The organism is Cupriavidus pinatubonensis, assembly GCF_019602855.1.
Classification (GTDB): Bacteria; Pseudomonadota; Gammaproteobacteria; order Burkholderiales; family Burkholderiaceae; genus Cupriavidus; species Cupriavidus pinatubonensis.
Genome location: NZ_CP080767.1, coordinates 3,305,610 through 3,328,569, shown reverse-complemented (window position 1 = coordinate 3,328,569; position 22,960 = coordinate 3,305,610). Strand labels below are relative to the sequence as shown.

General features: G+C 63.3%; 19 protein-coding genes and 1 pseudogene. 15 read left to right on the top strand and 5 right to left on the bottom strand.

Annotated elements, in window-relative coordinates; translation table 11 throughout:
- Positions 1-38: 38 nt before the first annotated feature.
- Positions 39-1,427, bottom strand: coding sequence for a signal recognition particle protein (gene ffh, locus K2O51_RS28100; protein WP_011299092.1), 1,389 nt, complete (start codon positions 1,425-1,427; stop codon positions 39-41).
- A gap of 93 nt (positions 1,428-1,520) precedes the next feature.
- On the opposite strand from ffh, the gene K2O51_RS28095 reads away from it, so the two are divergent.
- From K2O51_RS28095 to K2O51_RS28060, 8 genes are all read left to right on the top strand, one after another.
- Entirely contained in the window at positions 1,521-2,468 is a 948-nt protein-coding gene (locus tag K2O51_RS28095; protein ID WP_140952259.1) for a cytochrome C assembly family protein, read from the top strand.
- Between the two features lie 7 nt (positions 2,469-2,475).
- Positions 2,476-2,730, top strand: a complete 255-nt coding sequence (locus K2O51_RS28090) for a PP0621 family protein (RefSeq protein ID WP_011299090.1) — start codon at positions 2,476-2,478, stop codon at positions 2,728-2,730.
- A complete protein-coding gene (locus K2O51_RS28085; RefSeq protein ID WP_011299089.1) occupies positions 2,727-4,844 on the top strand; it encodes a sensor histidine kinase in 2,118 nt (705 codons plus the stop codon). Before K2O51_RS28090 ends, K2O51_RS28085 begins: the two co-directional genes overlap by 4 nt.
- Positions 4,845-4,848: 4 nt before the next feature.
- Positions 4,849-6,438, top strand: a complete 1,590-nt coding sequence (locus K2O51_RS28080; protein ID WP_220631069.1) for a sigma-54-dependent transcriptional regulator — start codon at positions 4,849-4,851, stop codon at positions 6,436-6,438.
- On the top strand, positions 6,435-7,046 hold the full coding sequence (ampD, locus tag K2O51_RS28075) for a 1,6-anhydro-N-acetylmuramyl-L-alanine amidase AmpD (RefSeq protein WP_220631068.1): 612 nt from the start codon (positions 6,435-6,437) through the stop codon (positions 7,044-7,046). The genes K2O51_RS28080 and ampD overlap by 4 nt, the downstream gene beginning before the upstream one ends.
- Positions 7,047-7,555: 509 nt before the next feature.
- Positions 7,556-10,495: a ribonucleoside-diphosphate reductase subunit alpha gene (locus K2O51_RS28070; protein ID WP_220631067.1), complete on the top strand. Its 2,940-nt coding sequence runs from the start codon at positions 7,556-7,558 to the stop codon at positions 10,493-10,495.
- 160 nt (positions 10,496-10,655) lie between these two features.
- Positions 10,656-11,840: a ribonucleotide-diphosphate reductase subunit beta gene (locus tag K2O51_RS28065; RefSeq protein WP_220631066.1), complete on the top strand. Its 1,185-nt coding sequence runs from the start codon at positions 10,656-10,658 to the stop codon at positions 11,838-11,840.
- Between the two features lie 165 nt (positions 11,841-12,005).
- Positions 12,006-12,545: a hypothetical protein gene (locus K2O51_RS28060; protein WP_220631065.1), complete on the top strand. Its 540-nt coding sequence runs from the start codon at positions 12,006-12,008 to the stop codon at positions 12,543-12,545.
- Between the two features lie 87 nt (positions 12,546-12,632).
- Here the strand turns inward: K2O51_RS28060 and K2O51_RS35830 are convergent, their stop codons facing one another.
- Complete coding sequence (locus K2O51_RS35830) at positions 12,633-12,743, bottom strand: SymE family type I addiction module toxin (RefSeq protein ID WP_425333001.1); 111 nt, start codon at positions 12,741-12,743, stop codon at positions 12,633-12,635.
- Positions 12,744-13,200: 457 nt separating this feature from the next.
- Here K2O51_RS35830 and K2O51_RS28050 point away from each other — a divergent pair, with 457 nt between their 5' ends.
- Both K2O51_RS28050 and K2O51_RS28045 read left to right on the top strand, forming a co-directional pair.
- Positions 13,201-13,932 (top strand): hypothetical protein, encoded by a 732-nt coding sequence (locus K2O51_RS28050; RefSeq protein WP_220631064.1) that lies wholly within the window; start codon positions 13,201-13,203, stop codon positions 13,930-13,932.
- Positions 13,933-14,111: 179 nt separating this feature from the next.
- Positions 14,112-14,625 (top strand): annotated as a pseudogene (locus K2O51_RS28045) (helix-turn-helix transcriptional regulator); the annotation flags it as partial.
- Positions 14,626-14,689: 64 nt separating this feature from the next.
- On the opposite strand, the gene K2O51_RS28040 reads toward K2O51_RS28045, so the two are convergent.
- Genes K2O51_RS28040 through K2O51_RS28030 form a run of 3 tightly spaced genes read right to left on the bottom strand, consistent with a single transcriptional unit; the run spans position 14,690 to position 16,244 of the window.
- Complete coding sequence (locus tag K2O51_RS28040; protein WP_220631063.1) at positions 14,690-15,004, bottom strand: hypothetical protein; 315 nt, start codon at positions 15,002-15,004, stop codon at positions 14,690-14,692.
- Positions 15,001-15,687: a thioesterase domain-containing protein gene (locus tag K2O51_RS28035; RefSeq protein ID WP_220631062.1), complete on the bottom strand. Its 687-nt coding sequence runs from the start codon at positions 15,685-15,687 to the stop codon at positions 15,001-15,003. Before K2O51_RS28035 ends, K2O51_RS28040 begins: the two co-directional genes overlap by 4 nt.
- 2 nt (positions 15,688-15,689) lie before the next feature.
- On the bottom strand, positions 15,690-16,244 hold the full coding sequence (locus K2O51_RS28030) for a PAAR domain-containing protein (protein ID WP_220631061.1): 555 nt from the start codon (positions 16,242-16,244) through the stop codon (positions 15,690-15,692).
- 140 nt (positions 16,245-16,384) lie between these two features.
- Between K2O51_RS28030 and K2O51_RS28025 the strand changes: the two genes are divergently transcribed.
- The 5 genes from K2O51_RS28025 (at position 16,385) to K2O51_RS28005 (ending at position 22,940) form a co-directional block, all read left to right on the top strand.
- Positions 16,385-16,996 (top strand): hypothetical protein, encoded by a 612-nt coding sequence (locus K2O51_RS28025; RefSeq protein WP_220631060.1) that lies wholly within the window; start codon positions 16,385-16,387, stop codon positions 16,994-16,996.
- Between the two features lie 51 nt (positions 16,997-17,047).
- Entirely contained in the window at positions 17,048-17,551 is a 504-nt protein-coding gene (locus tag K2O51_RS28020; protein ID WP_220631059.1) for a hypothetical protein, read from the top strand.
- A gap of 297 nt (positions 17,552-17,848) precedes the next feature.
- Complete coding sequence (locus K2O51_RS28015; RefSeq protein WP_245001888.1) at positions 17,849-20,353, top strand: filamentous hemagglutinin N-terminal domain-containing protein; 2,505 nt, start codon at positions 17,849-17,851, stop codon at positions 20,351-20,353.
- A complete protein-coding gene (locus K2O51_RS28010) occupies positions 20,350-22,098 on the top strand; it encodes a ShlB/FhaC/HecB family hemolysin secretion/activation protein (protein ID WP_220631057.1) in 1,749 nt (582 codons plus the stop codon). The genes K2O51_RS28015 and K2O51_RS28010 overlap by 4 nt, the downstream gene beginning before the upstream one ends.
- A gap of 23 nt (positions 22,099-22,121) precedes the next feature.
- Positions 22,122-22,940 (top strand): peptidylprolyl isomerase, encoded by an 819-nt coding sequence (locus tag K2O51_RS28005; protein WP_220631056.1) that lies wholly within the window; start codon positions 22,122-22,124, stop codon positions 22,938-22,940.
- Positions 22,941-22,960: the final 20 nt, after the last annotated feature.

Here is a 22,960-nt window from a genome sequence, read left to right as displayed (position 1 = left end):
CTCTTGCGGGGTAGGGCAGGTAGGGAGCGCGGCGCCGATCAGCGGTTGAAAAGGCCCTTCATGCCGCCCTTCATTGCACCCATCTGGCGCATCATCTTCATCATGCCGCCGCCCTTGAGCTTCTTCATCATGCCTTGCATCTGGTCGAACTGGTTCAGCAGGCGGTTCACTTCCTGCACCGGCACGCCCGCGCCCGCGGCAATGCGGCGCTTGCGGCTGGCCTTGATCAGCTCGGGCTTGGCGCGCTCGGCGGCAGTCATGCTGTTGATGATGCCTTCCATGCGGCGCACCTGCTTTTCCGCCTGATCCATATTGGCGCCCTGGGCCTGCTGCGCGAACTGCGCGGGCAGCTTGTCGACCAGGCTGCCGAGGCCGCCCATCTTCTTCATCTGGCCGATCTGGGCCTTGAAGTCTTCCAGGTCGAAGCCGCCAGTCTTCTTGATCTTCTTGGCCAGCTTCTCGGCGGCGTCCATGTCCACGCCGCGCTGGGCTTCCTCGACCAGTGCGAGGATGTCGCCCATGCCCAGAATACGCTGGGCCATGCGGTCGGGGTAGAACGGCTCCAGGCCGTCGAGCTTTTCGCCGACGCCGACGAACTTGATCGGCCGGCCGGTGACATGGCGCACCGACAGCGCGGCACCGCCGCGCGCATCGCCGTCCAGCTTGGTCAGCACCACGCCCGTCAGCGGCAGGGTGTCGTTGAAGGCCTTGGCCGTGTTGACCGCGTCCTGGCCGAGCATGGCGTCGACCACGAACAGCGTTTCGGCCGGCTTCAGCTCGGCGTGCAGCGCGGCGATTTCCTGCATCATCGCCTCGTCGATACCGAGACGGCCCGCCGTATCGACGATCAGCACGTCGTGGTAATGCTTGCGCGCCCAGTCCACCGCCGCGCGGGCGATGTCGACCGGCTTCTGGTCGGGCTGGGACGGGAAGAATTCGGCGCCGACCTGTTCGGACACCGTCTTCAGCTGGGCGATAGCTGCCGGACGGTACACGTCGCACGAGACCGTCAGCACTTTCTTCTTCTTGTTCTCTTTAAGCCACTTGGCCAGCTTGCCGACGGTGGTGGTCTTGCCGGCGCCCTGCAGGCCTGCCATCAGGATGATGGCGGGGGGCTGCACGGCCAGGTTCAGCTCCGCACCCTTGCCGGAGATGGCTTCCTCGCCGCCGATCACCGTGGTCAGCTCGCGCTGCACCACGCCGACCAGGGCCTGGCCCGGGGTCAGGCTCGAGACGACGTCCTCGCCCATCGCCTTTTCCTTGACGCGGGCAATGAAGTCGCGGACGACCGGGAGCGCCACGTCGGCCTCGAGCATGGCCAGGCGCACTTCGCGCAGCATTTCGGCGGTATTGGCCTCGGTCAGGCGGGCCTCGCCGCGCATGGTCTTGACGACCCGCGCCAGGCGTTGAGTGAGATTGTCCAGCATGGCAGGAATGGGGGAAGAAAGGGCTGTGTTGCGGCCTTTGTTACCGCGTTAGCCGCCCGCCACTGGCAGGAGGCACTAAGGTAAACTGCGCAAATGGTCATTGTACTGTATGCCCTGACGGCACTTCTCTATTGCGGCCTGGCCTTCCACGGCTGGGTGACGCGCAATCCCCGGCTCGCCGCCGCCGGTGGCCCCGCTGGCGGCGCGGCGTCGGCTGTACTGACGGCCAACGGCGGACCTGCGGGCGTCGCGGGAGGACGCGGCGAGGCGCAGCCGGGCTGGTGGCACCTGCTGATGGCGGCCGTGCTGACCAGCCACGGCATGCTGCTGCATGAAACCATCTTCCCGGCCGACCGCATGATGTTCGGCTTCGCCTTCGCCCTCTCGGCCATGCTGTGGCTCGGCGTGGGAATCTACTGGATCGAAAGCTTCTTCTTCTCGCTGGCCGGCTTGGGACTGATCGTGATCCCGGTGGCTCTCGTCGCCAGCCTGATGCCGCTGGCCTTTCCGGGCTCGCAGATCCTGGGCTATGCCGCGCAGCCGCTGTTCAAGCTGCATTTCATCATCGCCAACGTCGCCTATGGCTTGTTCACGCTGGCGGCGTTCCACGCGTTCCTGATGCTGATGGCCGAGCGCCGCCTGCACGGCTTCAAGCACACACCCGCGCGTCCGGGCAATGGCACGGCCAAGGCGCCGGCAAACGAGTGGCTGGGTCGCTGGCTGGACCTGCTGCCGCCGCTGCTGACGCTTGAAAAGCTGCTGTTCCGGCTCATCGGCGCCGGCTTTGTGCTGCTGACGCTGACCATCGCCTCCGGCCTGTTGTTCTCGGAGGAACTATTCGGCCGCGCGTTCCGGCTCGACCACAAGACCGTGTTCGCGCTGATTTCGTGGGCGATGTTCGGCGGCATCCTGGCCGGGCGGCACTTCCGCGGCTGGCGCGGCCGCGTGGCGCTGCGCTGGGTCATTGCCTCGTTCGGCATCCTGCTGCTGGCCTATGTCGGCAGCCGCTTCGTGATTGAAGTGATCCTGCACCGGCTCTGAGACCGCCATGGCAAGAATCTTCATTCTGCTGGCCGTGGTGCTGGGGGTGTTCTGGTGGCTGCGCTCGCGCGCCGAAGCGCAGCGCGAGCAGACTTCCCGCGCGGCTCGCCCGACGCCTGCACCGCGTGACGACCACGCCGAGACCATGGTCCAGTGCGCCCATTGCGGCGTGCACCTGCCGAAGAGCGAGGCCATTGCCTGGCGCGGCCTGCATTACTGCCGGCGCAGCCACTTGCCCGACGACAGCGGCGACCGCGCATGAGCACGGCGCGGCCGACGATCACCGCCCGGCACGCCCCGTGGCTCGGCTTTGCCCAACTGTGGCGAGCGCCCGAGCCGCCTGATTTCCACTGGCGCCTGCTGCGCTATTTCTGCTGGACCCGCGTGGCCGTGGGCCTGCTGTTGCTGGCCTTCACCATCATGCAGCGAGGCGCGGATACGCACGGCGTGTCGCTCGTGCTGCCGTTCCAGCTCACCTTGCCCGCCCACACGACGGCGGCCATGCAACTGGCCATCCCTTACCTTGGCATCGCGCTCGCCATGCTGGCGGGCACGTTGTGGCGCAGGCGTTTCCATTTGCGCGTGCGGCTGCAGGTGCTGGCCGATCTGGCCATGCTTGGCCTGATCTACGAGATGCTCGGCCGCAACGGCCATGCCGATGGCCTGGCGATGATCTTCCTGCTGCCGGCGCTGGAAGCCGGCGCGCTCACCAGCCTGCTGTTCGCGCTGTTTGCCGCCTCGCTCTCGGCGCTGGTGATCATGGCGCACCCGTTCATGCAGACCATCCTGCTGCGCCAGGCCGATGCCGGCCTGCTCGGCTCGGGCCTGTACGGGCTGGTGTTCATGATCGCGGCGCTGCTGATGTATATGCTGGCCTACCGGCAGGTCGCGCAGGAAAAGATCGCGCTCGCGCGCGAGCAGGAGCTGCGCCTGCAGCAGCTCGTGAACCGGCTGATGGTCAACGACATGCAGGATGGCGTGATGCTGGTGCGCGCCAATGGCATGGTCGTGGCCGCCAACCCGGCCGCCGTGGTGCTGCTGGGCGTGCAGCCGCATGAGCGCGTCTATTCGCGCCGCGGCCGCGAAGGCGAGGGCGACGAAGGTGGCCAGGCCGCGCTGTTCGACCTGCGCCGCATTCCGCGCCTGCAGCCGCTCATGGAAATGCTGCGGGACTGGCTGCGCAGCAAGGACGATGTGCCCCGCATCCTGCAACTGCTGCCCATCGTCTCGCGTCCGGCGCCGCCCGCCGGCGGCACGCTGCACACGCGGCTGCGCCTGCGTTTCGTGCTGCCGGGGCTGGCCGGGTTGCGTGCCACCGTGGCAAGCACCTCGACGATGCCATCGAACCTCGACACGGCCGCCTGGAACGAACTGACGCCCGAAGCCGCCGCGCGCCTGCGCCTGGCCATTGCCCAGCAGGAAGCCATGGCCTGGACGCCCGACGACGAGGCGCTGCTGCGCAGCGAGATGCGCGACACCGTGCTGGTCCACATCGAAAGCTGGGAACGCATCGCCGAACAGGTCCAGCAGGAAAAGCTCGCCGCCATGGGCCGGCTGGTGGCCAGCGTTGCGCACCAGATCCGCAACCCGCTGGCCGCGATCAGCCAGGCCAGCGAACTACTCGGCGACGGCGCCAGCATGGGCAGCGGCGGCGGCGTGGAGTCCGATGTCGATGCGCGCCTGCTGCGCATCATCCATGACAATGTGCGCCGGCTCGACCAGGTCGTGTCAGACGTGCTGCAGATCTCGCGCCGCCCGCGCACGGGCCGCAGCACCGTGCACCTGGCGCAGGCGCTGCCCGAGATCGTCGACCGCTGGCGCCTGGAAATGCGCTTGCGCGTGCCGCGCGGCGGTGACACGCGCCAGCCCGGACGCGGCGAGATCAATGCGAATGCCATCCGGCTCACGGTAGACGTGCCGCAGCAGGTTGTCTTCGATACCTCGCAGCTCCAGCAGGTGCTTGGGAACCTGCTCGACAACGCATGGCGCTATTGCAGCCGCCTGCCGGGCGCCATCCGCCTGCTCGCGCATGCGCTGGACCAGCACCATGCCGAGCTGATCGTCTGGAACGACGGCACGGAGATTCCGCGCGAGCACCAGCGCAGCCTGTTCGAGCCGTTCTTTACCAGCAATGCACAGGGCACCGGGCTCGGCCTGTTCATGGCGCGCGAGCTATGCGGCGCTAATGACGCGCAGGTCCGCTACGGCACCATCGCACTCGACGACCTGCTCGCGCGCACCGGACTGCTGGCTGCGCCGCGCGATACACTGCCTGCCAAGGCCTTCGTGCTGACGCTGCGCATCGACACCGGCGATGCGGCGCCGGCCCGAGGCGCCGATCCGCTTGTCCACCGAAACTCCGCCTCCGATACGTAGCTCCATGCCACCCAGAACGCCTGGCCTCGATCCCATCCTCGTCATCGACGACGAGGCAGACTTGCGCGAGCTGCTGGACATTTCCATCCGCCGCATGGGGCATGACGTGGTGCTGGCCGGCTCGCTGGCCGAAGCGCGCGAGAAGCTCGTACAGCAACGCTACAGCCTGGTGCTGACCGATATGCGCCTTGGCGACGGCCTCGGTATCGAGATAGTGCGCCAGCTTGCGGCCGCGCCGGAACGTGTGCCGGTGGCCGTCATCACCGCGTACGGGAGTGCCGACAACGCCGTCGAAGCGCTCAAGGCCGGTGCGTTCGACTACATTGCCAAACCGGTGTCGCTGGACCAGTTGCGCAGCCTCGTGATGAATGCGCTTGGGCGCCAGCAACGCGAAGACCAGGACAACGCAGCCGCCGCGGAAGCCGCCCTGGCTGCAGACCGTGCCGCTGCGCTGTTGCCCGGCCACTCGGCGGCCATGCAGGAGGTGCGCCGTTCGCTGTCGCGGCTCGCGCGCAGCATGGCACCGGTGGTGATCAGCGGCGAGTCGGGCAGCGGCAAGGAACGCGCCGCGCGTGCCATCCACGCCACCAGCACGCGTGCCGCGCACCCGTTCGTGGCGGTGAACTGTGGCGCCATCCCGGAAAACCTGATGGAGTCCGAGTTCTTCGGACACGTCAAAGGCGCGTTCACCGGCGCCGACGCCGAGCGCGGCGGCTTCTTCCAGGCTGCCAACGGCGGCACGCTGCTGCTCGACGAGGTGGCCGACCTGCCGCTCGCCATGCAGGTCAAGCTGCTGCGCGCGCTGCAGGAGCGCCGCGTGCGCAAGATCGGCGCGAGCCGCGAAGATGCCGTCGATGTGCGCGTGATGTGCGCGAGCCACAAGGACCTGGCCGCGATGGTCTCGACCGGCCAGTTCCGGCAGGACTTGTATTACCGCCTCAATGTGCTGGGGTTGCGCATGCCGACGCTGCGCGAGCGCGCCGAGGACATTCCCGTACTGGCCCGCGCCATCCTCGAACACCTGGCCGTGCGTTACAGCGACCCGCGCCCGCGCCGGCTGTCGCAGGCCGCGCTGGAGCGGCTGGTGGCGTATCCGTTTCCGGGCAACGTCCGCGAACTGGAAAACCTGCTCGAACGCGCCTACGCGTTTGCCGAGGCCGAGGATATCCAGGTGGAAGACCTGGGGCCGCTCGACGCCAATATGGAGCACGCGGCGCTGCGTCCCGCGCCGTCGCCGCTTACGCCGTACACGCCATGGGCCGGCGGCCTGGCGACAGCGGAGCCCGCTCCGGCACCCGAGCCCACGCCACAGGCCGCCACCGCGCCAGAGTCCGAGGCCATCGTCGTGCCGGCCGACCTGCCTGATACCGCCGAACGCGCTTGCCGTGGCGTCACGTTCCCGATCGATCTGCCAGCCCGGCTGGAAGACGTGGAGCGCGAGATCATCCTGCAGGCGCTGGCCCAGACCGGCTTCAATCGCACCGCTGCCGCGCCGCTGCTGGGGCTGAACCTGCGCCAGTTGCGCTACCGCATCCAGCAACTCGGTATCCGCGACGGGCGCGATGAACGCGAGGAAGGGGAGGGCGCGGCATGACGGCTCCGGCTGCAGGTCCCATCCCGGCCAGTTTCCTGCCCGACGCCGAAGGCTGGGTTGCGGCCGCGCGCCGCGTGCCGTCGCCCAACTTCGACGAGCGGCCCGCCGGCATGCCGGTGGACCTGGTGGTGCTCCATAACATCAGCCTGCCGCCGGGCCAGTTCGGCAGCGGTGATATCGAGGCCTTCTTCCAGAACCGGCTCGACCCCGACCGCCACCCGTTCTTCGCGACGATCCATCAGGTGCAGGTATCGGCGCACTTCCTGGTGCGGCGCGATGGTGAACTCGTGCAGTTCGTCCCGTGCACCAAGCGCGCCTGGCATGCCGGTCAGTCTGATTTCTTCGGCCGCAGCCGTTGCAATGACTTCTCGGTCGGCATCGAGATCGAAGGCACTGACGACTTGCCATTCACCGCCGCCCAGTACACCACCACCTCCACGCTGGTGAAGGCCCTGCGCGCCACCCTGCCAGTGCGGGCGGTTGCAGGCCATAGCGACATCGCTCCGGGCCGCAAGACCGACCCCGGACCGCACTTCGACTGGGACCGTTTTGCCGGTCTCGCCGGGGTTCCGCAAAACCTGTTACCCTACCGCCCCTCGCACAACTAAGGTGCTGTCGGGCAGCCGCCACAGCACCATGTCGGCGCGGTGTCACATGCCAATTCCCCAGGGTGGTGTGGGGCTATCAGGCGCGCCACACGGATAAAAAAAATTTCCAAAAAATGTGCGCTTGCGAACGGCTTGGCGCGATCCCTTGTCGTAGCGCGGTTCCCGGGAATGTGGCGCTGCCGCACTTGTCATCCGGGTGTCGCAACCACGCTTGTCAAGACTGGTCTTTCGGTTTTGTTTCACTATACTTAGCCCAGTTTTCCGCAGCGACCACTATATCTAGTAGTTCATCCGGGGAGCTGGCCCAACCATGAGGGAGCTGTCGCAGACGTGGCGATAGTGGTTGAAACCCTGATGTGGGGCCGGCGCATCACAAGAGTCCCTGGCGAAATGTGTAGCAAAAAGCAGTCAGTTCAGCCGTTCTTCAGGTCCGGCAGGACGCTTTCGCATCCGCATTTCGCCAGGGACTCTTTTGTCTCTTAAAACAGGCTAAAAACAGGAGTTCCTATATGCAAACGGCCCAGAACGAAATCACCACGGGCGCGACGGGCGCCGCCGGTATTGCAGGTACCGCGCAACAAGCCCCCGCAGCCCAAGCCGGCACGACGAACTACCAGGATTACAAGATCATCCGCCGTAACGGCGCCGTGGTGGCGTTCGAGCCGTCCAAGATCAACGTTGCCATGACCAAGGCCTTCCTCGCCGTAAACGGCGGGCAAGGTGCCGCTTCCGCGCGCGTGCGCGAGATCGTCGAGCAACTGACGCAGAACGTCGTGCGCGCGCTGGTGCGCAGCCGCCCGAGCGGTGGCGCCATCCATATCGAAGACGTGCAAGACCACGTCGAACTGGCCCTGATGCGCTCGGGTGAGCACGAAGTGGCCCGTTCCTATGTGCTGTACCGCGAAAAGCGCGCGCAAGAGCGCGCGAGCGCCAGCGCGCAGGCCGTGGCCCGCGTGCAGGAATCCGGCATCCAGTTCAACGTGACCGACGCCGGCGTGACCAAGCCGCTGGACATCGTCGCGCTGCACGATTTGCTCGACACCGCCTGCGCCGGCCTGGGCAAGGCCGTGAGCGCCGAGCCGATCCTCAAGGAAACGCTCAAGAACCTGTACGAAGGCGTGCCGATGACGCAGGTGTACGACTCCGCCATCCTGGCCGCGCGTACGCTGATCGAAAAGGACCCGGACTACAGCCAGGTCACGGCCCGTATCCTGCTGCACACCATCCGCAAGGAAATCCTGGGTGCTGAAGTGACGCAGGCTGAAATGACCACGCGTTACGCCGAATACTTCCCGAAGTTCATCGCGCGCGGTATCGCCGCCGAGCTGCTGGACGAAAAGCTGGCCACGTTCGACCTGGCCCGCCTGGGCGCTGCGCTGGACGCCGGCCGCGACTTCCAGTTCAACTACCTGGGCCTGCAGACGCTGTATGACCGCTATTTCCTGCACATCGACGAGACTCGCATCGAGATGCCGCAGGCATTCTTCATGCGCGTCGCCATGGGCCTGGCCCTCAACGAAGCCGACCGCGAAGCGCGCGCCATCGAGTTCTACCAGCTGCTGTCGTCGTTCGACTTCATGTCGTCCACGCCGACCCTGTTCAACTCGGGCACCCGTCGCTCGCAGCTGTCGTCGTGCTACCTGACCACGGTTTCGGACGACCTGGAAGGCATCTACGAAGCGCTCAAGGAAAACGCGCTGCTGTCGAAGTTCGCCGGCGGCCTGGGCAATGACTGGACCAACGTGCGCGCACTCGGCTCGCACATCAAGGGCACCAACGGCAAGTCGCAGGGCGTAGTGCCGTTCCTGAAGGTGGTGAACGACACCGCCGTGGCCGTGAACCAGGGCGGCAAGCGCAAGGGCGCCGTCTGCGCCTACCTGGAAACGTGGCACCTGGACATCGAAGAGTTCCTGGAACTGCGCAAGAACACCGGTGACGACCGCCGCCGCACCCACGACATGAACACGGCCAACTGGATTCCGGACCTGTTCATGAAGCGCGTGATGGAAAACGGCGAATGGACGCTGTTCTCGCCGTCCACCTGCCCGGACCTGCACGACAAGGTCGGCAAGGCGTTCGAGCAGGCCTACCTCGGCTACGAAGCCAAGGCCGCCAGCGGCGAGCTGAAGCTGTTCAAGAAGGTCCCGGCCATGCAGCTCTGGCGCAAGATGCTGGGCATGCTGTTCGAAACCGGCCACCCGTGGATCACCTTCAAGGATCCTTGCAACATCCGCAGCCCGCAGCAGCACGTTGGCGTCGTCCACAGCTCCAACCTGTGCACGGAAATCACGCTGAACACCAATGACAGCGAAATCGCCGTCTGCAACCTGGGCTCGGTCAACCTGGTCGCGCACCTGACGAAGCAGGCCGATGGCTCGTACGTGCTCGACCACGCCAAGCTGCAGAAGACCATCCGCACCGCCATGCGGATGCTCGACAACGTCATCGACATCAACTACTACGCTGTCGAGAAGGCCCGCAACTCCAACCTGCGCCACCGTCCGGTCGGCATGGGCATCATGGGCTTCCAGGACTGCCTGCACGTGCTGCGCACGCCGTACGCCAGCGACGCCGCGGTGAAGTTCGCCGACACCTCGATGGAAGCCGTGTGCTACTACGCCTACCAGGCCTCCACCGAGCTGGCCGAAGAGCGTGGCCGCTACGAGACCTACGCCGGCTCGCTGTGGGACCGCGGCATCCTGCCGCAGGACTCGCTCAAGCTGCTGGCCGAAGAGCGCGGCGGCTACCTGGACGTGGACCTGTCGAGCAGCATGGACTGGGACAGCCTGCGCGCCCGCATCAAGCAGCACGGCATGCGCAACTCGAACTGCATCGCCATCGCGCCGACCGCCACGATCTCGAACATCATCGGCGTGTCCGCGTGCATCGAGCCGACGTTCCAGAACCTGTACGTCAAGTCGAACCTGTCGGGCGAGTTCACGGTGGTCAATGACTACCTGGTGCGCGACCTGAAGGAACGCGGCCTGTGGGACGAAGTGATGGTCGCCGACCTGAAGTACTTCGACGGCTCGCTGTCGCGTATCGACCGCATTCCGCAAGACCTGCGCGACATCTACGCCACCGCGTTCGAAGTCGAGCCGACCTGGCTGGTCGAAGCCGCCAGCCGCCGCCAGAAGTGGATCGACCAGGCCCAGTCCCTGAACATCTACATGGCCGGCGCCTCGGGCAAGAAGCTGGACGACACCTACAAGCTGGCCTGGCTGCGCGGCCTGAAGACCACGTACTACCTGCGCACCATGGCTGCCACCCATGTGGAGAAGTCCACCGTGTCGCGCGGCTCGCTGAACGCGGTGTCGTCGGGCAGCGATGGTGGTTCGGCAATGGACGCAGCGGCTGCCTCGGCACCGGCCATGCCGGAAGCGGAAGGCGCGGTCTGCACGATGCGTCCGGGCGATCCCGGCTTCGAAGAGTGCGAAGCCTGCCAGTAATCACGCAGTAGCGACATAGCGTAGTAACCAACCACCCCCGGGGTTTGCTCCCTTCTCCCGCACGCGGGAGAGGGGCCGGGGGAGAGGGCCGGCGCCACCACATCGTGAGCCGTCATCTTTGACCACCGCGCCCCCCAATCGAATCACGGAGAACAACATCATGCTGAGCTGGGACGACGACGTTCAAGCCACCCCGCAGGCCGCACCGCAGCCTGACCTGCAACCCGCTGCCGCCGTCACGGCTGACCAGCAAGGCGTGCTGCCGTCGAGCGCTACGCAAGCCGGCATCCTGGGCAACAACCCCAACGCCGCCGCCGCGCAAAGCAACCGCCGCGTCAACGCCGCCGACAAGCGCGTCATCAACGGCTCGACCGACGTCAACCAGCTCGTCCCGTTCAAGTACAAGTGGGCGTGGGAAAAGTACCTGGCCGGCTGCGCCAATCACTGGATGCCGCAGGAAATCAACATGTCGCGCGACATCGCGACGTGGAAAGACCCCAACGGCCTGACCGAGGACGAGCGCCGCATCATCAAGCGCAACCTCGGCTTCTTCGTCACCGCCGACTCGCTGGCCGCCAACAACATCGTGCTGGGCACCTACCGCCAGATCACCGCGCCGGAATGCCGCCAGTACCTGCTGCGCCAGGCCTTTGAAGAGGCCATCCACACGCACGCCTATCAGTACATCGTTGAATCGCTGGGCCTGAACGAAGCCGAGATCTTCAACGCGTACCACGAAGTGCAGTCGATCCGCGACAAGGACGAGTTCCTGATCCCGTTCATCGACACGCTGACCGACCCGTCGTTCAAGACCGGCACGCCGGAAAACGACCAGAAGCTGCTGAAGTCGCTGATCGTGTTCGCCTGCATCATGGAAGGGCTGTTCTTCTATGTGGGCTTCACGCAGATCCTGGCGATGGGGCGGCAGAACAAGATGACTGGGGCGGCGGAGCAGTATCAGTACATCCTGCGGGATGAGTCGCTGCACTGCAATTTTGGTATCGACCTGATTAACCAGATCAAGCTGGAGAATCCGCATCTTTGGACGGCTGAATTCAAGGCTGAGATTACTGAGCTGTTCAAGAAGGCTGTTGATCTGGAGTATCGGTACGCTGAGGACACCATGCCGCGCGGCGTGCTGGGGCTGAATGCGCCAATGTTCAAGTCGTATCTGCGCTTTATCTGCAATCGCCGTTGCCAGCAGATTGGTCTTGATCAGCTGTTCCCGAATGAAGAGAATCCGTTCCCGTGGATGAGCGAGATGATTGATTTGAAGAAGGAGCGGAACTTCTTTGAGACGCGGGTTATTGAGTATCAGACGGGTGGGGCGTTGAGCTGGGATTGAGGGTTGGTGGTTAGTTAATCAACGACGAAAAATGGGAGCCGAAGGCTCCCATTTTTCTTGGCTAATGTGGCTGCTATCGGTCAGGAATGGACATTCGGCTTTCAACAACGACGCCCTCAATCGGAGACATAATTGGGACGTATCAATGGCACAAACGATAGTCGCATGGACTTGGACACTAAGTACGGACTTATCAGAATTGTCAACGAGCCGACTTACTCATTTGACTCTACAGACAACACGCGACGCTATGCTCAGGAGATCCGCCTCGCGGACGATTCCGTATCATCCATCCATGGCATACATTTGAATGGCGACGGAATCGTGGTAGTCGGAGCAGGCGGAGGATGCTCGGCAGTACATGAGCATTCTGCGTTGATAATGGACGACAAGCTCTATTTGGCCGTCGGCGACAGCGTCGCTTGCATGTCTTTGGAGTCCACCCATGAGCTTCTCTGGTCCGTTCAGACCGATATGGCAACGTGCTTTGGCATCTACTGGGCTGAGCATCAACGCGCTCTCATTTCGCACGGTGAATTGGAGATTTCTCGGTTGTCGACCGACGGGGTCATCGCCTGGCAAACGTCAGGCGCAGACATATTCACCGAGGGCGTTCGTTTGTTACCTAACTATATTGAGGTCGTGGACTTTAATAAGGCTATCTATCGGCTCGACTACTCGACAGGCGAGGTTCTTCGTCCTTAGCCTACGAACGCGACCCCATTAACTACCAATTGACCGTTTCGGGTCGCAGATGGCCGTTTGCCCATGCAAGGCGGCTAGCCCTTGCCGCTACGCCACCCAGATCACAATGCGTTTTCGTTGCACTTTGACCTTCAGCGATTGCCCGACGTTGAACCCTGCCTCTTCTAACCAAACACCACGCAGTCGAATCCACGGAATTGCCCGTAGGCCAGTAAAGCCATTGGTGCTGCCAGGGACAAAGGGGAAAGTAGGTGCGGCAAATCTTGACAGTGCGAATGCGCAACGGCGAGCTTCGTTTCGTCATGACAATCCTTGCGAAGATTGTTAAGTTCGCCCCTGTTCAAAGGGCGGCCAGGTACGTGAACACCGCTCGCAAACGGCCCGCATGTTTTCCCTTTCGGGTCTTGTATCGATGCGCGCTACCCGGCCTTAGCGGAAGCTATGGACGAAGAAACACCGCGGTCTGTCGGGTGCGGTGAGGCCGTTGCGAGTGGTGTGTTCAGCACCAACGGCAAGGCTAAGGAACGCGGATACTGCCGACAATGAGATGGATCTGCATTGTGTTATCTCAACAGTATGCTGTGGGCCGACAACAACTCGTACGTTGACTGCCGGTCAAATTTCCAAGTGGCCCGGCAACACAGGATCTATGCGAATGACGCTTGGAGTTAATATACAAGCCGAACTGGACGAGTACTACACGCGTTCACTTGATAATGCCCGGCACGGCTTCGACAAACACCTGGACACGCTTTCCGCTCCGTTCCTGCTGAATGTCTCGGAGGCATATCTGAGTGCGCCAGTTCGGGTCATGTTCGTAGGAAAGGAGACAAACGGCTGGTATGGCAAGCTCCGTAAGTACTACGAACTGCCGGACGGGCTCGAGGTTCTGAAGGCCCGATACCTCGATCAGTTCAGTCGCCCGACTGGTACCAGTGCTTTCTTGAAGCGGACTAAACTCCTGGCGACCGAGTTCGCCTGCGGGAACCGACTTACGATCTGCTGGAATAACTTGATGAAGATGGATTGGTATCGTCCGGAGCGCGGCTATTCGCGAACGTCTATCAACCATTCTCAAGAGTTGTTCGATTTCTCCGTCGCTGCCGTTCGTTTCGAGATTGAGTTACTCAAGCCGGATCTCATTATCTTCGGAAGCGGCCATAAGTACGACCGAGCGCTCAAAGAGGTGCTCCCGGATCGACAGACGCACTTCGTGGAGCCCCGAGCCCTTTGGCACTTTTCGGCCAATGGCATCGAATGCTATCGAACGTTCCACCCTGGAGCTCGCGATTCGTCGGCTCCACGCCCCATCGCCGACTACTACGGAGACATAGTCGCACGAGCCAAGGCAACATTTGAAGATCGAATCCCGGTTGGTGAAGCCTGAACTACGGCGCATATTGCGTAGCCATCGACGTCCAGTAACGCGCGAAGTAAATGCACCGCCTCCGAGTGTGCCGCTGCCCGGGTTGTCTGCGTACTCGTTATAGACGACCAGGACGTCTGCCGCCGATTTGGGAAGGGCGATGCCCTGTGCACCGACGCGGTGGAACGCCTTGACGATAGATGTACTCTTTCACTTTCAGATGCCTGCTATCGCAGGCCGACCACGACATCGAAGCACTGGTCGAACGCCTGGGCGAGGCAGGCTGTGATGACGCACTCGTGGGTACCGGCCTGCCAGGACGCGTGGCGTTGTCATTTGTCCGCGAGGCAGATTCAGCGAAGGCGGCGATGGTGAGCGCCCTTGCCGATGCCAGGCGCGCCATGCCGTCCGCTACGCTGATCGAAGCGGTGCCCGATCTGGTGGGACTCTCCGATATCGCCGATGCCGTCGGCATGTCCCGCCAGAACATGCGCAAGTTGATGATCGGCTATCCCGAGTCTTTCCCGGCGCCGGTGCATGAAGGCAGCACCACACTCTGGCACTTGCTGGATGTGCTTGTATGGCTGGATCAGCGCGACTACAGCATTGACCCGATCCTGTTGGATGTCGCCGCCACGGCCATGCAAGTCAATCTTGGCCGGTGCCAGTCAGGTGGCGCCTGCCATGGCGCGGGAGTTGCGGGCGCTGGTGGGGTTGGGGCGACGCGACGGACGCCACCCGCGTGTTCGCGCCGCCCATGCTTCAAATGCGGCGTCGCTCATCCCGGAAGTGCCCGAATCAGCTTGCTGTCCAGGACGTAGCAGGCGACGAACGCCAGAATGGTCATTCCTGCAATCATCAGCAATAGCCGTCGCTGCCCAGGGCTGACGTAGAGCAGGTATCCAAATGCGCCAAGCCATACCAGCGCGAGGACGAGGTCAAACAGGAGCACGGCGGCGGATATAACGCCTGCATATCCGACGAACATATCGTCCCGTGTCGGCGCTGCGACGATGTGAAACAGGCTGAGCGCAATGAGTGATGCTGGTAGCAAGACGGATGGCAGCAGGAACAACCAACGCAAGACCATCATCTGACTCCCTCATCCGCTACCCGAGCCGCCAATTTCTGCAGCCTGCGTGGCAGATCCGGGACCATGTGCGCATAGTAGAAGTGACCTTCACCATTTCCAGCCGCCATTTGACTGGCAAGCTTCGGAGCCGCCGAAACCAACGAGAGTTGTGACATGCCCGCGTGAATAGGATCTCCATGTTCCGTCAGGTCAATCGCGACAACCTTGCGAATGTGTCGATGCTTGCGCAACTTGCCCAGAAATGTTCCGTCGATTGGAGAGCCGATCAACACCAGATGGTCCACAGTATGTCCCTGGTTCGCGTAGTAGTTGGCAGTCTGGGCTGCAAGCAATGACCCGTAGGAATAGCCGATCAGGTTGAACTGCGGTGCATCAGCCGACATGCCAGAGTTGATGACCCATTCCGCATCATCCTCATAGCGGATAGTAAGTCCAGCCCGGATGGCATCAACCAGCATTCCACGATCGCCGAGAGCCGACCGTGTTGCCGAGTTGGTGAGGCCGAGATTGAACGATCCAATGCCGGCTGCCTGAAATGCCTGGGTAGTTAACGGGATATAGCTGCCGTCCAACCCCGCACCACCCCAATATAAAGTCCCCCGAGGCCGCAGCAGATACACCTTGACATGCTCCGTGTCCGAAGTTGGCGTCAACCGTATATCGAGAGTCTTGAGCGGTTGCATGATTACGCCACCTCCCCGAAGACCTCAAGCCTGACAGTCATGGGGCGATCCGCGAACACCCGTGTGGTGAAGCCATTGCTGTCTGTGCGGCCCTCATGCGTGCCGTTCTCGCCCGTAACGCAATACCGCCAGATTGCCAACGGCTGGCCGCTAGCCTCATCAAGCAGCTGAATCCGTTGATCGTGACTGGTGGCCCCGCCGGATTGCTGCGCTCGCACGGTCGCTGCAAAGCCATTGGGCGCGGCGCTTTGCCGCTGTGCAACTTCCTCGGAAACGATGGTCATCGTGAACGGTCGCGAGGCATAGAAGACCGGTGCCGGGTGGCAACCGCAAACACAGATATCTCCGCTGAGTGCGACTTCCTTGCCCATGTCCGAACATGGCACGCGCGGCCCGACGCACGCAATTCTGCCCGCGCGCTTGCATACGGGGCAGTACACGGCATCGCCTTCCCGGGCGACGGGAACGTTGTGCCAGAAGTACGAGTCGCTGCCCCCGGAAATGATGGCGCCGTTGTTGGCCCTATCGCCTCTGATGAGATAGGTCCGAGTCACCATGGCGAAACCTCCGTACGCACGTGTACGTCAGGGATTGCTGACGGAGCGCAAAGGTCTAAGTAGGGTGGTCTTGGGAGAATCGCGCTTCTGATTGAGGCCATATCTGACTCCGGTGAGCATGGCAAGGCGCCACTGGAGTCATGGAACAAGGTGCCTATTACGGAATCAATCGAGCAAATCCGAAAATGGCGCGGGAAATTTCCGCTTACCGCAAACAGGGCAAAGGACGCGAACATAGCTATGCGCGATCAGTTCTGCATCGTCAATGCCGACAACATTGCAGGCTATATCTTCAGCATCGGAGATTGAACATGCTGCGAAGACTCGCCGCTGCCCTGCTGTTCACGTGGTGCAGTTCTACATTCCCTTGCTCGCTGACCGGTCTCGAACACGAACTCAGCTTTGCCAATGACGATAACGTCTTGCCAGCAGCCGAAGTACGCAAGCTGGCCGAGTGGAACGCAAGAATGAAGCAGGGCTTTCCCAGTGGAGGGCGGTATGCCGTCTTTGTCAGGCGAGCATACAGCGGGCGTCCATCGATGAATCTAGCCATGATGCGGCTGGAAAGCGCGAAGGCAGCTTTGGGGGCGATCGGTTTGGTGCCAGAGCGGATCGAGCATTCGGAAGTTGATACTGCGATGCTTGAGCTTCAGTCCGGCACCAAGAACGTGATGCCAGTAAGCGAGGTCTATGTGGTATTTCAACCGGCCTGTCCCCATCCGTGTTGTCCTGGGCCACAGCCAATCCGGTAGAAGCCAGTCCCGTGAGTGAATGGTGTCGTCTTGTACAAGGTGGTCAAGAATATGAAACTGCTTGCCTGCAAGGTTGCGCGCCAAGTGCTGGCTCTGGTGCTTCTGCTGAGCGCTGGAGTGTTGGCCGCCTTCCTATACCCCTTCCCACTGTCCAGCGAAAACACAACGATTGATGTCATGCACATGCAGTACGCCTGTGGAGACTGCTATGTGCAGTACCGAGTGCTAAAAGCGGGAGTGGACGGCCAGACAGGTGCCCGAACGTTCGATAACGCGAATGACACCCCGATGCGGTTCATCGGCTGGGATGTCGTTGTTCTATACAAGGGTTCCGACGCGCCGCTGCTCAAGTACGCAGACTCAAGCGATGCGTCAGACCGAGGTTGTGCGAGCCCTGTAGTCCGCCTGACCGGGCAGTTCAAGCGCAAGCTGATCTACACGCTCTTCTACACCGGCGATCGATACGATGGCATCTACTTTGATGCTGACGCCGCGTCGATCGTCCCGAACGGCATCCGCGGCTGCAGGCCGAGCCGCAGGGCGTCGATCCGATAGTCCAATCGATCCCCTTCATCAACGTGCCAGGTTCATGCTGTGGACAACAGCCTTTGGCTCCGGTTGGTATTTCCCGCCAAATGCAAACAACTGTGATATTCGACGAGGAATCTGAAATGTCCTAAATACATTTAGCTAATTTGCCATTAATGTCGCGCCAACTTTATGCGCGGCGGACGTGGAGCGGATAGCCTTGGCTATTCGCCCACCGTCACAGTTGATCCCAGCCGCGCCATCCAACGAGGGAGCGCAGTGGTGCGGCAACGTAAGGCAATACAACGATGCGATCGGGTGCGGGTGTACGGGCACAGGCTGCAGCCATCCGCGCTTGCGTGGGGCGTGGCGTTGCTGGCCAGCCGCGCGCTGGCATCAGGCGTAGTGCCGGACGGTGGCATCAACGCGCCGACTGTCACAGCGAGCGCGAGCGGTCACATCACGGTCAATGTGAACACCCCGGTTGGCGGTGTCTCCACCAACACTTATCGAGACTTCAACGTATCGCGCGCTGGCGTCGATCTTGACAATCGCGCGGCGAGCGCCCGCACTATCCTGAACCAGGTCACGAGCACCAATCCCTCACTGCTGGAAGGACCCCTGGTTGTGCTTGGCTCGCGTGCCAACGTCATCATTGCTAATCCCAATGGGATCAGCGTCAATGGACTGAGCGTGCAGAACACGGGCAACCTGGCGCTCACTACCGGCCAGGTCTCCTTTAACGATTTCACGACGGCCAGCGGGCAATTGCAGCGCAACCCGCGCATCGATACCAATCAGGGCGCCATCGAGATTGGGCCCGAGGGCCTGACCGGGACGCTCCTGAATCTCGAACTGATCGCCAAACGGCTCCGCATCGGCGGCCCCGTCACAAACCTGTACGACGATCCGAATGCCCGCGCACGTCTGGTAGCCGGCAATAGCCGCGCGGAGATCGACACCAGCGTCTCGCCCACAGACAATCTCACGCCCTGGATTACCTATTCGACGCCAGCCGTCAATCCAGGCCAGGGCATCGCCATTGACATCACCGCCGCGGGCAGTCTCATGGCGGGACGCATCGAACTCATGGTCACCGATCAGGGTGCCGGTGTGCGCCATGCCGGCGCGGCGTATGCCACCGTGGGCGACTTTGTGGTGTCGGGCACCGGTGACTTGCAGCTGGCCTCCGGCAAGATCGACGCAAAGCAAGACGTGCTGGTCGGCAGCGGCGGCTTCACTGGTAGCGGTGATGTCAGTGCCGGGCGCCGCCTGCAGATTGCGTCGGGCCGCGTGGACCTGTCGCAAGCAACGCTTGCCGCCGGCACGCGGGTACCAGGTGATCTTGTGATCGGTGCCGACGGCCAGGTCCACAGCCAGCCCGTCCGGCTGACGGACTCAACCCTTACCGCCAGTGGCGGCATCGGCGTCTTCGACGCGGGTGCAGGCCTGGTCGTGACGGGCACGCAGCTTACGGCCAACGGCAACGTGGTCGTGGCGGTGCCGAGCCTGACGACGCAAGCTACCGGCCAGCGCACGACGCTCACGTCAAGGTCCGGCACGGTGTCGATTGCAGCGGACGAGGAGACGCTAGCCGCTACCGATATTGACGGCGTGGGCGGCACCGGCATTACCGCGCGAAACCTGTCGCTGCAGGACTCCAAGGTTCAGTCGTCCGGCGGCGCAGTGGCCATCGACGGCAGCGGTGCCTACGCTCAGCAGGACAGTGATGTGTTGGCGGCCACCGACATACGCTTGCACGCCGGCTCAGTGGTGCTCGATTCCGCTAACCGGCAATCCACGCTTGTTGCCAGCAATGGCGGGGTGCTGATCCAGTCCGATACGGATGTGACCAACAGCGGCGCGTTGATCCAGGGCCAGACGCGCATCGCTAGTGAGCCGCAATCCGCGGGTGCCGTGACCGTGCGTGCCGGCGGCAATGTCACGAATTCATCCACGCCCGCTTACCTCGGCATCCTGTTCGGCGCGGGCGACGATGTCGACGTGCAGGCGCGCGGCAATGTCTTGAATCAACATGCGCGGATGCTCTCGAACGGCTTTCTGCGCGTGTACGCTGATGGCGATGTTTCCAACGAGATCAGCAAGCAGAACGGCGCCAATGGAGAGCAGCCTGACTTCTACGGGGCGTCCGGACAGCGCTGGCTGGTGCTGACGAAGCGCTCGGCGGGTTTTGACGTGGACTACGGCACTGCCGACCGGCCTGGTCAGATTGCCTACCTGCTTTCGGACAAGGGCACGACCGTCTCCGGACGCAATGTCACCAACTATGGCGGCGAGATCTACGCCAACAACGGGCCGATCCGTATCCGGGCCTCCGATACATTCAGGACCGAAGGCGTTGCAACTGGCGCTGCACACTACGAACGATCCTGTCTGATCTTCTGTCGCACCACGGCCTCGTCAACCACGTCCGTGACTGGCGGCCTTTTGTCGGCCGGCGGCGATATCGACATCCAGGCTGGCAAGGCGGCGATCAATGTTGGCGGCCGGGTGCTGGCCATGGGGAACCTCACCGTCACGGCGCCGGTCACCTATGCGAGCGGCATCACCGGCTACACCGCCATCTCGCGAGATCGCGGCTTCAAGGCCTTCTTCGGGGATACCTGGGCACGCTTGTACGCAGCGGATGTCGGCGGCAGCTGGATGGCCTCCGGCAAGACCCAGATCAACGGCGACACCGTGACCGAGGGCGGCAGCTTCGATGGCAATGTTGCGGTCAGCGGCGTGGCCACTATCACTCGCCCTCGGCAACGGGATCCGGTCACTATCGAGAATCACCTCGGCCTCACTTCATGGTTGTGGCGATGAGGTGGCGTGCTGACTCACTGCGCGCCGCTGCCTGGGCGGCCGCGCTGGCCTGTGCGTCGGCGTGGGCGCAAGTGCCGCCCGCCGCGCTCGTGCCGGAAGATCCCGCCCAGCGCTTGTTGCGCGAACAGCGCCAGCGGGAGCTCGAGCGAGAGGCAAGCCAGCCGCCGACCAGGATCGAAACGCCCACCGTCGTGCCAGCCGATGCCCCGGTGGAGTCGGTGCAGGAAACTTCGGCCACCTTTGATATCCAGCGCATCGAGGTCCTCGGCAACACCGTCTTGTCCGAGCGCGAGATCGAGGCCATCACTGCGCCGTTCGTTGGCCATGCGCTCGGTACCAATCGCATCAACTTGCTGCTGCGCCGCTTCACGGAAGCGTTCGTGGCCAAGGGCTACATCACCACCCGCGCCTACCTGGGCGAGCAGAACCTGACCAGTGGCGTGCTCGTGGTGACGGTCGTGCCCGGAAAGGTCGAGGCGGTTACGCTCAATGGCAGCGCCATCCGTCCCAACGAGCGCGCCCTGTTCGATACGGCTGGTGGCGGCTGGGTGACCGACGCCGGTACCGCTGGCCAGTTCCCCGCGCCGGGGGACACGTTGCGGCTGCAGGACCTGGAGCAGGGCGTGGACCAGATCAACCGGTTGCGCCGCAATCGTGCCGAGTTGCAGATTCAGCCCGGCCAGACACCGGGCAGCTCCATCGTTGCGCTTACCAACGCGCCTGCCGACCGCTTCCGCTTCAACGCGGGGGTGGACAACTACGGCAGCAAATCGACCGGCATCTCGCGAACACGCCTTGGCATTGACGCCGATAACGCCCTGGGCTTTCAGGAGTCGCTCGCAGCCAGTTACGTTGGTACCCTGGATACGAATGCCGCCGTCATATCGGCGGCGGTGCCCTGGGGCTACAACACCTTCAGCTACACCGGCTCGGTTTCCGAGTACCAGAACGTCATCGGCGACACCGCGCTGCTGTATGGCCGCACCTTCGGCCATACCGTTGGCTGGAACCGGGTACTCACGCGCAGCCAGAGCGGCCGACAGGCCTTCGACCTGACGCTCACGCATCGCAAGACTGAGCGCGAGATCAACAATTTCGAGCTCGACCCGCAGCGGCTGACGGTGCTGCGCGCCGCGTGGAGCGGGCTTCGGCGCTTCGCGGCCAACGGCCAGCCGGGATATGGCACGGCAGAGGTCGGTCTCTCGCGCGGCCTGCCAAGCGTCAATGCGACGCGCGACCCCTCTGACATCCGGTCCGACGAAGCACATGCCCAGTTCACGAAGCTCGACGCCAATGTGGGCTGGCAACTGCCATTGCCCGTGGTTCTCGACAGCGCTCGGCTGGCCTGGCGCAGTCAGGTGGTCGGCCAGTGGACCAACGTGGCGCTGTTCGGCTCCGAGCAGATCTATGCCGGCGGCATGAGCACGGTGCGGGGCTTTCGCGAAGGGGTTATTGCCGGCGATCGGGGTGCGTACTGGCGCAACGAATTGGCCTGGGCCAATGCCCCGACGCTGGCTGGCCTGCGCATGGAACCGTACCTGTTTCTGGACGGGGGGCAGGCGATGTATGTCGCCAACCGTCATTGGCAATACGTGTCCGGCACCGGCGCCGGCCTTCGCCTCTCGGCCCAATGGGCCCGACAGACCTTCACCAGTGAGCTGCTGGTCGGCATGCCGCTGGCACAACCATCCGTGCTGGGCGCCAGGCGACCCATCGTGCTGGCCACGCTCAACTGGATGTACTAGCCGCGATTTCCAAGGAATCACATATGCAAACCAATATTTCCCGCCTGATTGTCACCATTGCCTTGGCCTTCGGCCTGCAGGCAGGCTTGTCCGTCGCCCATGCTGCGTCCGTCAACGGCGTGGCCATCCCGGACAGCCAGGTCACGGCGACCTTGCAGCAGTCCCGCCTGGCGGACACGCCGCAGGCACGCAGCGCGATCACCCAGCAACTGATCGCGCGCGAGCTGTTCCGGCAGGAAGCCACCAAGGACAAATCCCTGGAATCGCGGCCCGACGTACAGCAGGCCATCCGTGACGCCAGGACGGCCATCCTCACGCAGGCCTGGCTCAAGGAGCGCATCAAGCCGGCTCCGGTTACCGAGGTCGACGTCAAGGCCCGCTACGACGCCATCGTGGCCACGCTCGGCGACAAGGAATACAAGGCGCGCCTCATCCAGCTTGGGGACGAGGCAGGTGCCAGGGCGGCGCTGGCGCGCATCAAGGGCGGCGAGGACTTCGCCAAGGTGGCGGAGGCTGTGAGCCTCGCACCCTCGAAGGCCAGCGGTGGCCAGATGGACTGGATCAGCTTCAAGGTGCCGGTGCAGGAAGGCAAGACACAGAACCTGCCGCTGCCGATTGCGCAGGCGCTTGCAGCGTTGCCCGCGGGCGCGGTGACGGCTACTCCGATTGCCTGGAACAACCACTACTACCTTATGAAGCTGGACGAGGTGCGCCCGACGCAGGTGCCGACCTTCGAACAGACGAAGCCAGGCATCCAGCAGGCCCTGCAGGCGCAGGCGCTCGAGCGCGCGACCACGGCGCTGGTCACCCAGCTTCTGGCCAAGGCGAAGGTGTCCCAGTAAGCGAGCAGCACGGCGAGGCA

Coding starts and splice junctions, on each gene's coding strand:
- K2O51_RS28090 (WP_011299090.1), top strand. CDS start 2,476: ATGGCAAGAATCTTCATTCTGCTGGCCGTGGTGCTGGGGGTGTTCTGG.
- K2O51_RS28095 (WP_140952259.1), top strand. CDS start 1,521: ATGGTCATTGTACTGTATGCCCTGACGGCACTTCTCTATTGCGGCCTG.
- K2O51_RS28080 (WP_220631069.1), top strand. CDS start 4,849: ATGCCACCCAGAACGCCTGGCCTCGATCCCATCCTCGTCATCGACGAC.
- K2O51_RS28085 (WP_011299089.1), top strand. CDS start 2,727: ATGAGCACGGCGCGGCCGACGATCACCGCCCGGCACGCCCCGTGGCTC.
- K2O51_RS28035 (WP_220631062.1), bottom strand. CDS start 15,687: ATGCAACCGCTCAAGACTCTCGATATACGGTTGACGCCAACTTCGGAC.
- K2O51_RS28040 (WP_220631063.1), bottom strand. CDS start 15,004: ATGATGGTCTTGCGTTGGTTGTTCCTGCTGCCATCCGTCTTGCTACCA.
- K2O51_RS28020 (WP_220631059.1), top strand. CDS start 17,048: ATGAAACTGCTTGCCTGCAAGGTTGCGCGCCAAGTGCTGGCTCTGGTG.
- ampD (WP_220631068.1), top strand. CDS start 6,435: ATGACGGCTCCGGCTGCAGGTCCCATCCCGGCCAGTTTCCTGCCCGAC.
- ffh (WP_011299092.1), bottom strand. CDS start 1,427: ATGCTGGACAATCTCACTCAACGCCTGGCGCGGGTCGTCAAGACCATG.
- K2O51_RS28060 (WP_220631065.1), top strand. CDS start 12,006: ATGGACTTGGACACTAAGTACGGACTTATCAGAATTGTCAACGAGCCG.
- K2O51_RS28050 (WP_220631064.1), top strand. CDS start 13,201: ATGACGCTTGGAGTTAATATACAAGCCGAACTGGACGAGTACTACACG.
- K2O51_RS28065 (WP_220631066.1), top strand. CDS start 10,656: ATGCTGAGCTGGGACGACGACGTTCAAGCCACCCCGCAGGCCGCACCG.
- K2O51_RS28030 (WP_220631061.1), bottom strand. CDS start 16,244: ATGGTGACTCGGACCTATCTCATCAGAGGCGATAGGGCCAACAACGGC.
- K2O51_RS28025 (WP_220631060.1), top strand. CDS start 16,385: ATGGAACAAGGTGCCTATTACGGAATCAATCGAGCAAATCCGAAAATG.
- K2O51_RS28010 (WP_220631057.1), top strand. CDS start 20,350: ATGAGGTGGCGTGCTGACTCACTGCGCGCCGCTGCCTGGGCGGCCGCG.
- K2O51_RS28070 (WP_220631067.1), top strand. CDS start 7,556: ATGCAAACGGCCCAGAACGAAATCACCACGGGCGCGACGGGCGCCGCC.
- K2O51_RS28005 (WP_220631056.1), top strand. CDS start 22,122: ATGCAAACCAATATTTCCCGCCTGATTGTCACCATTGCCTTGGCCTTC.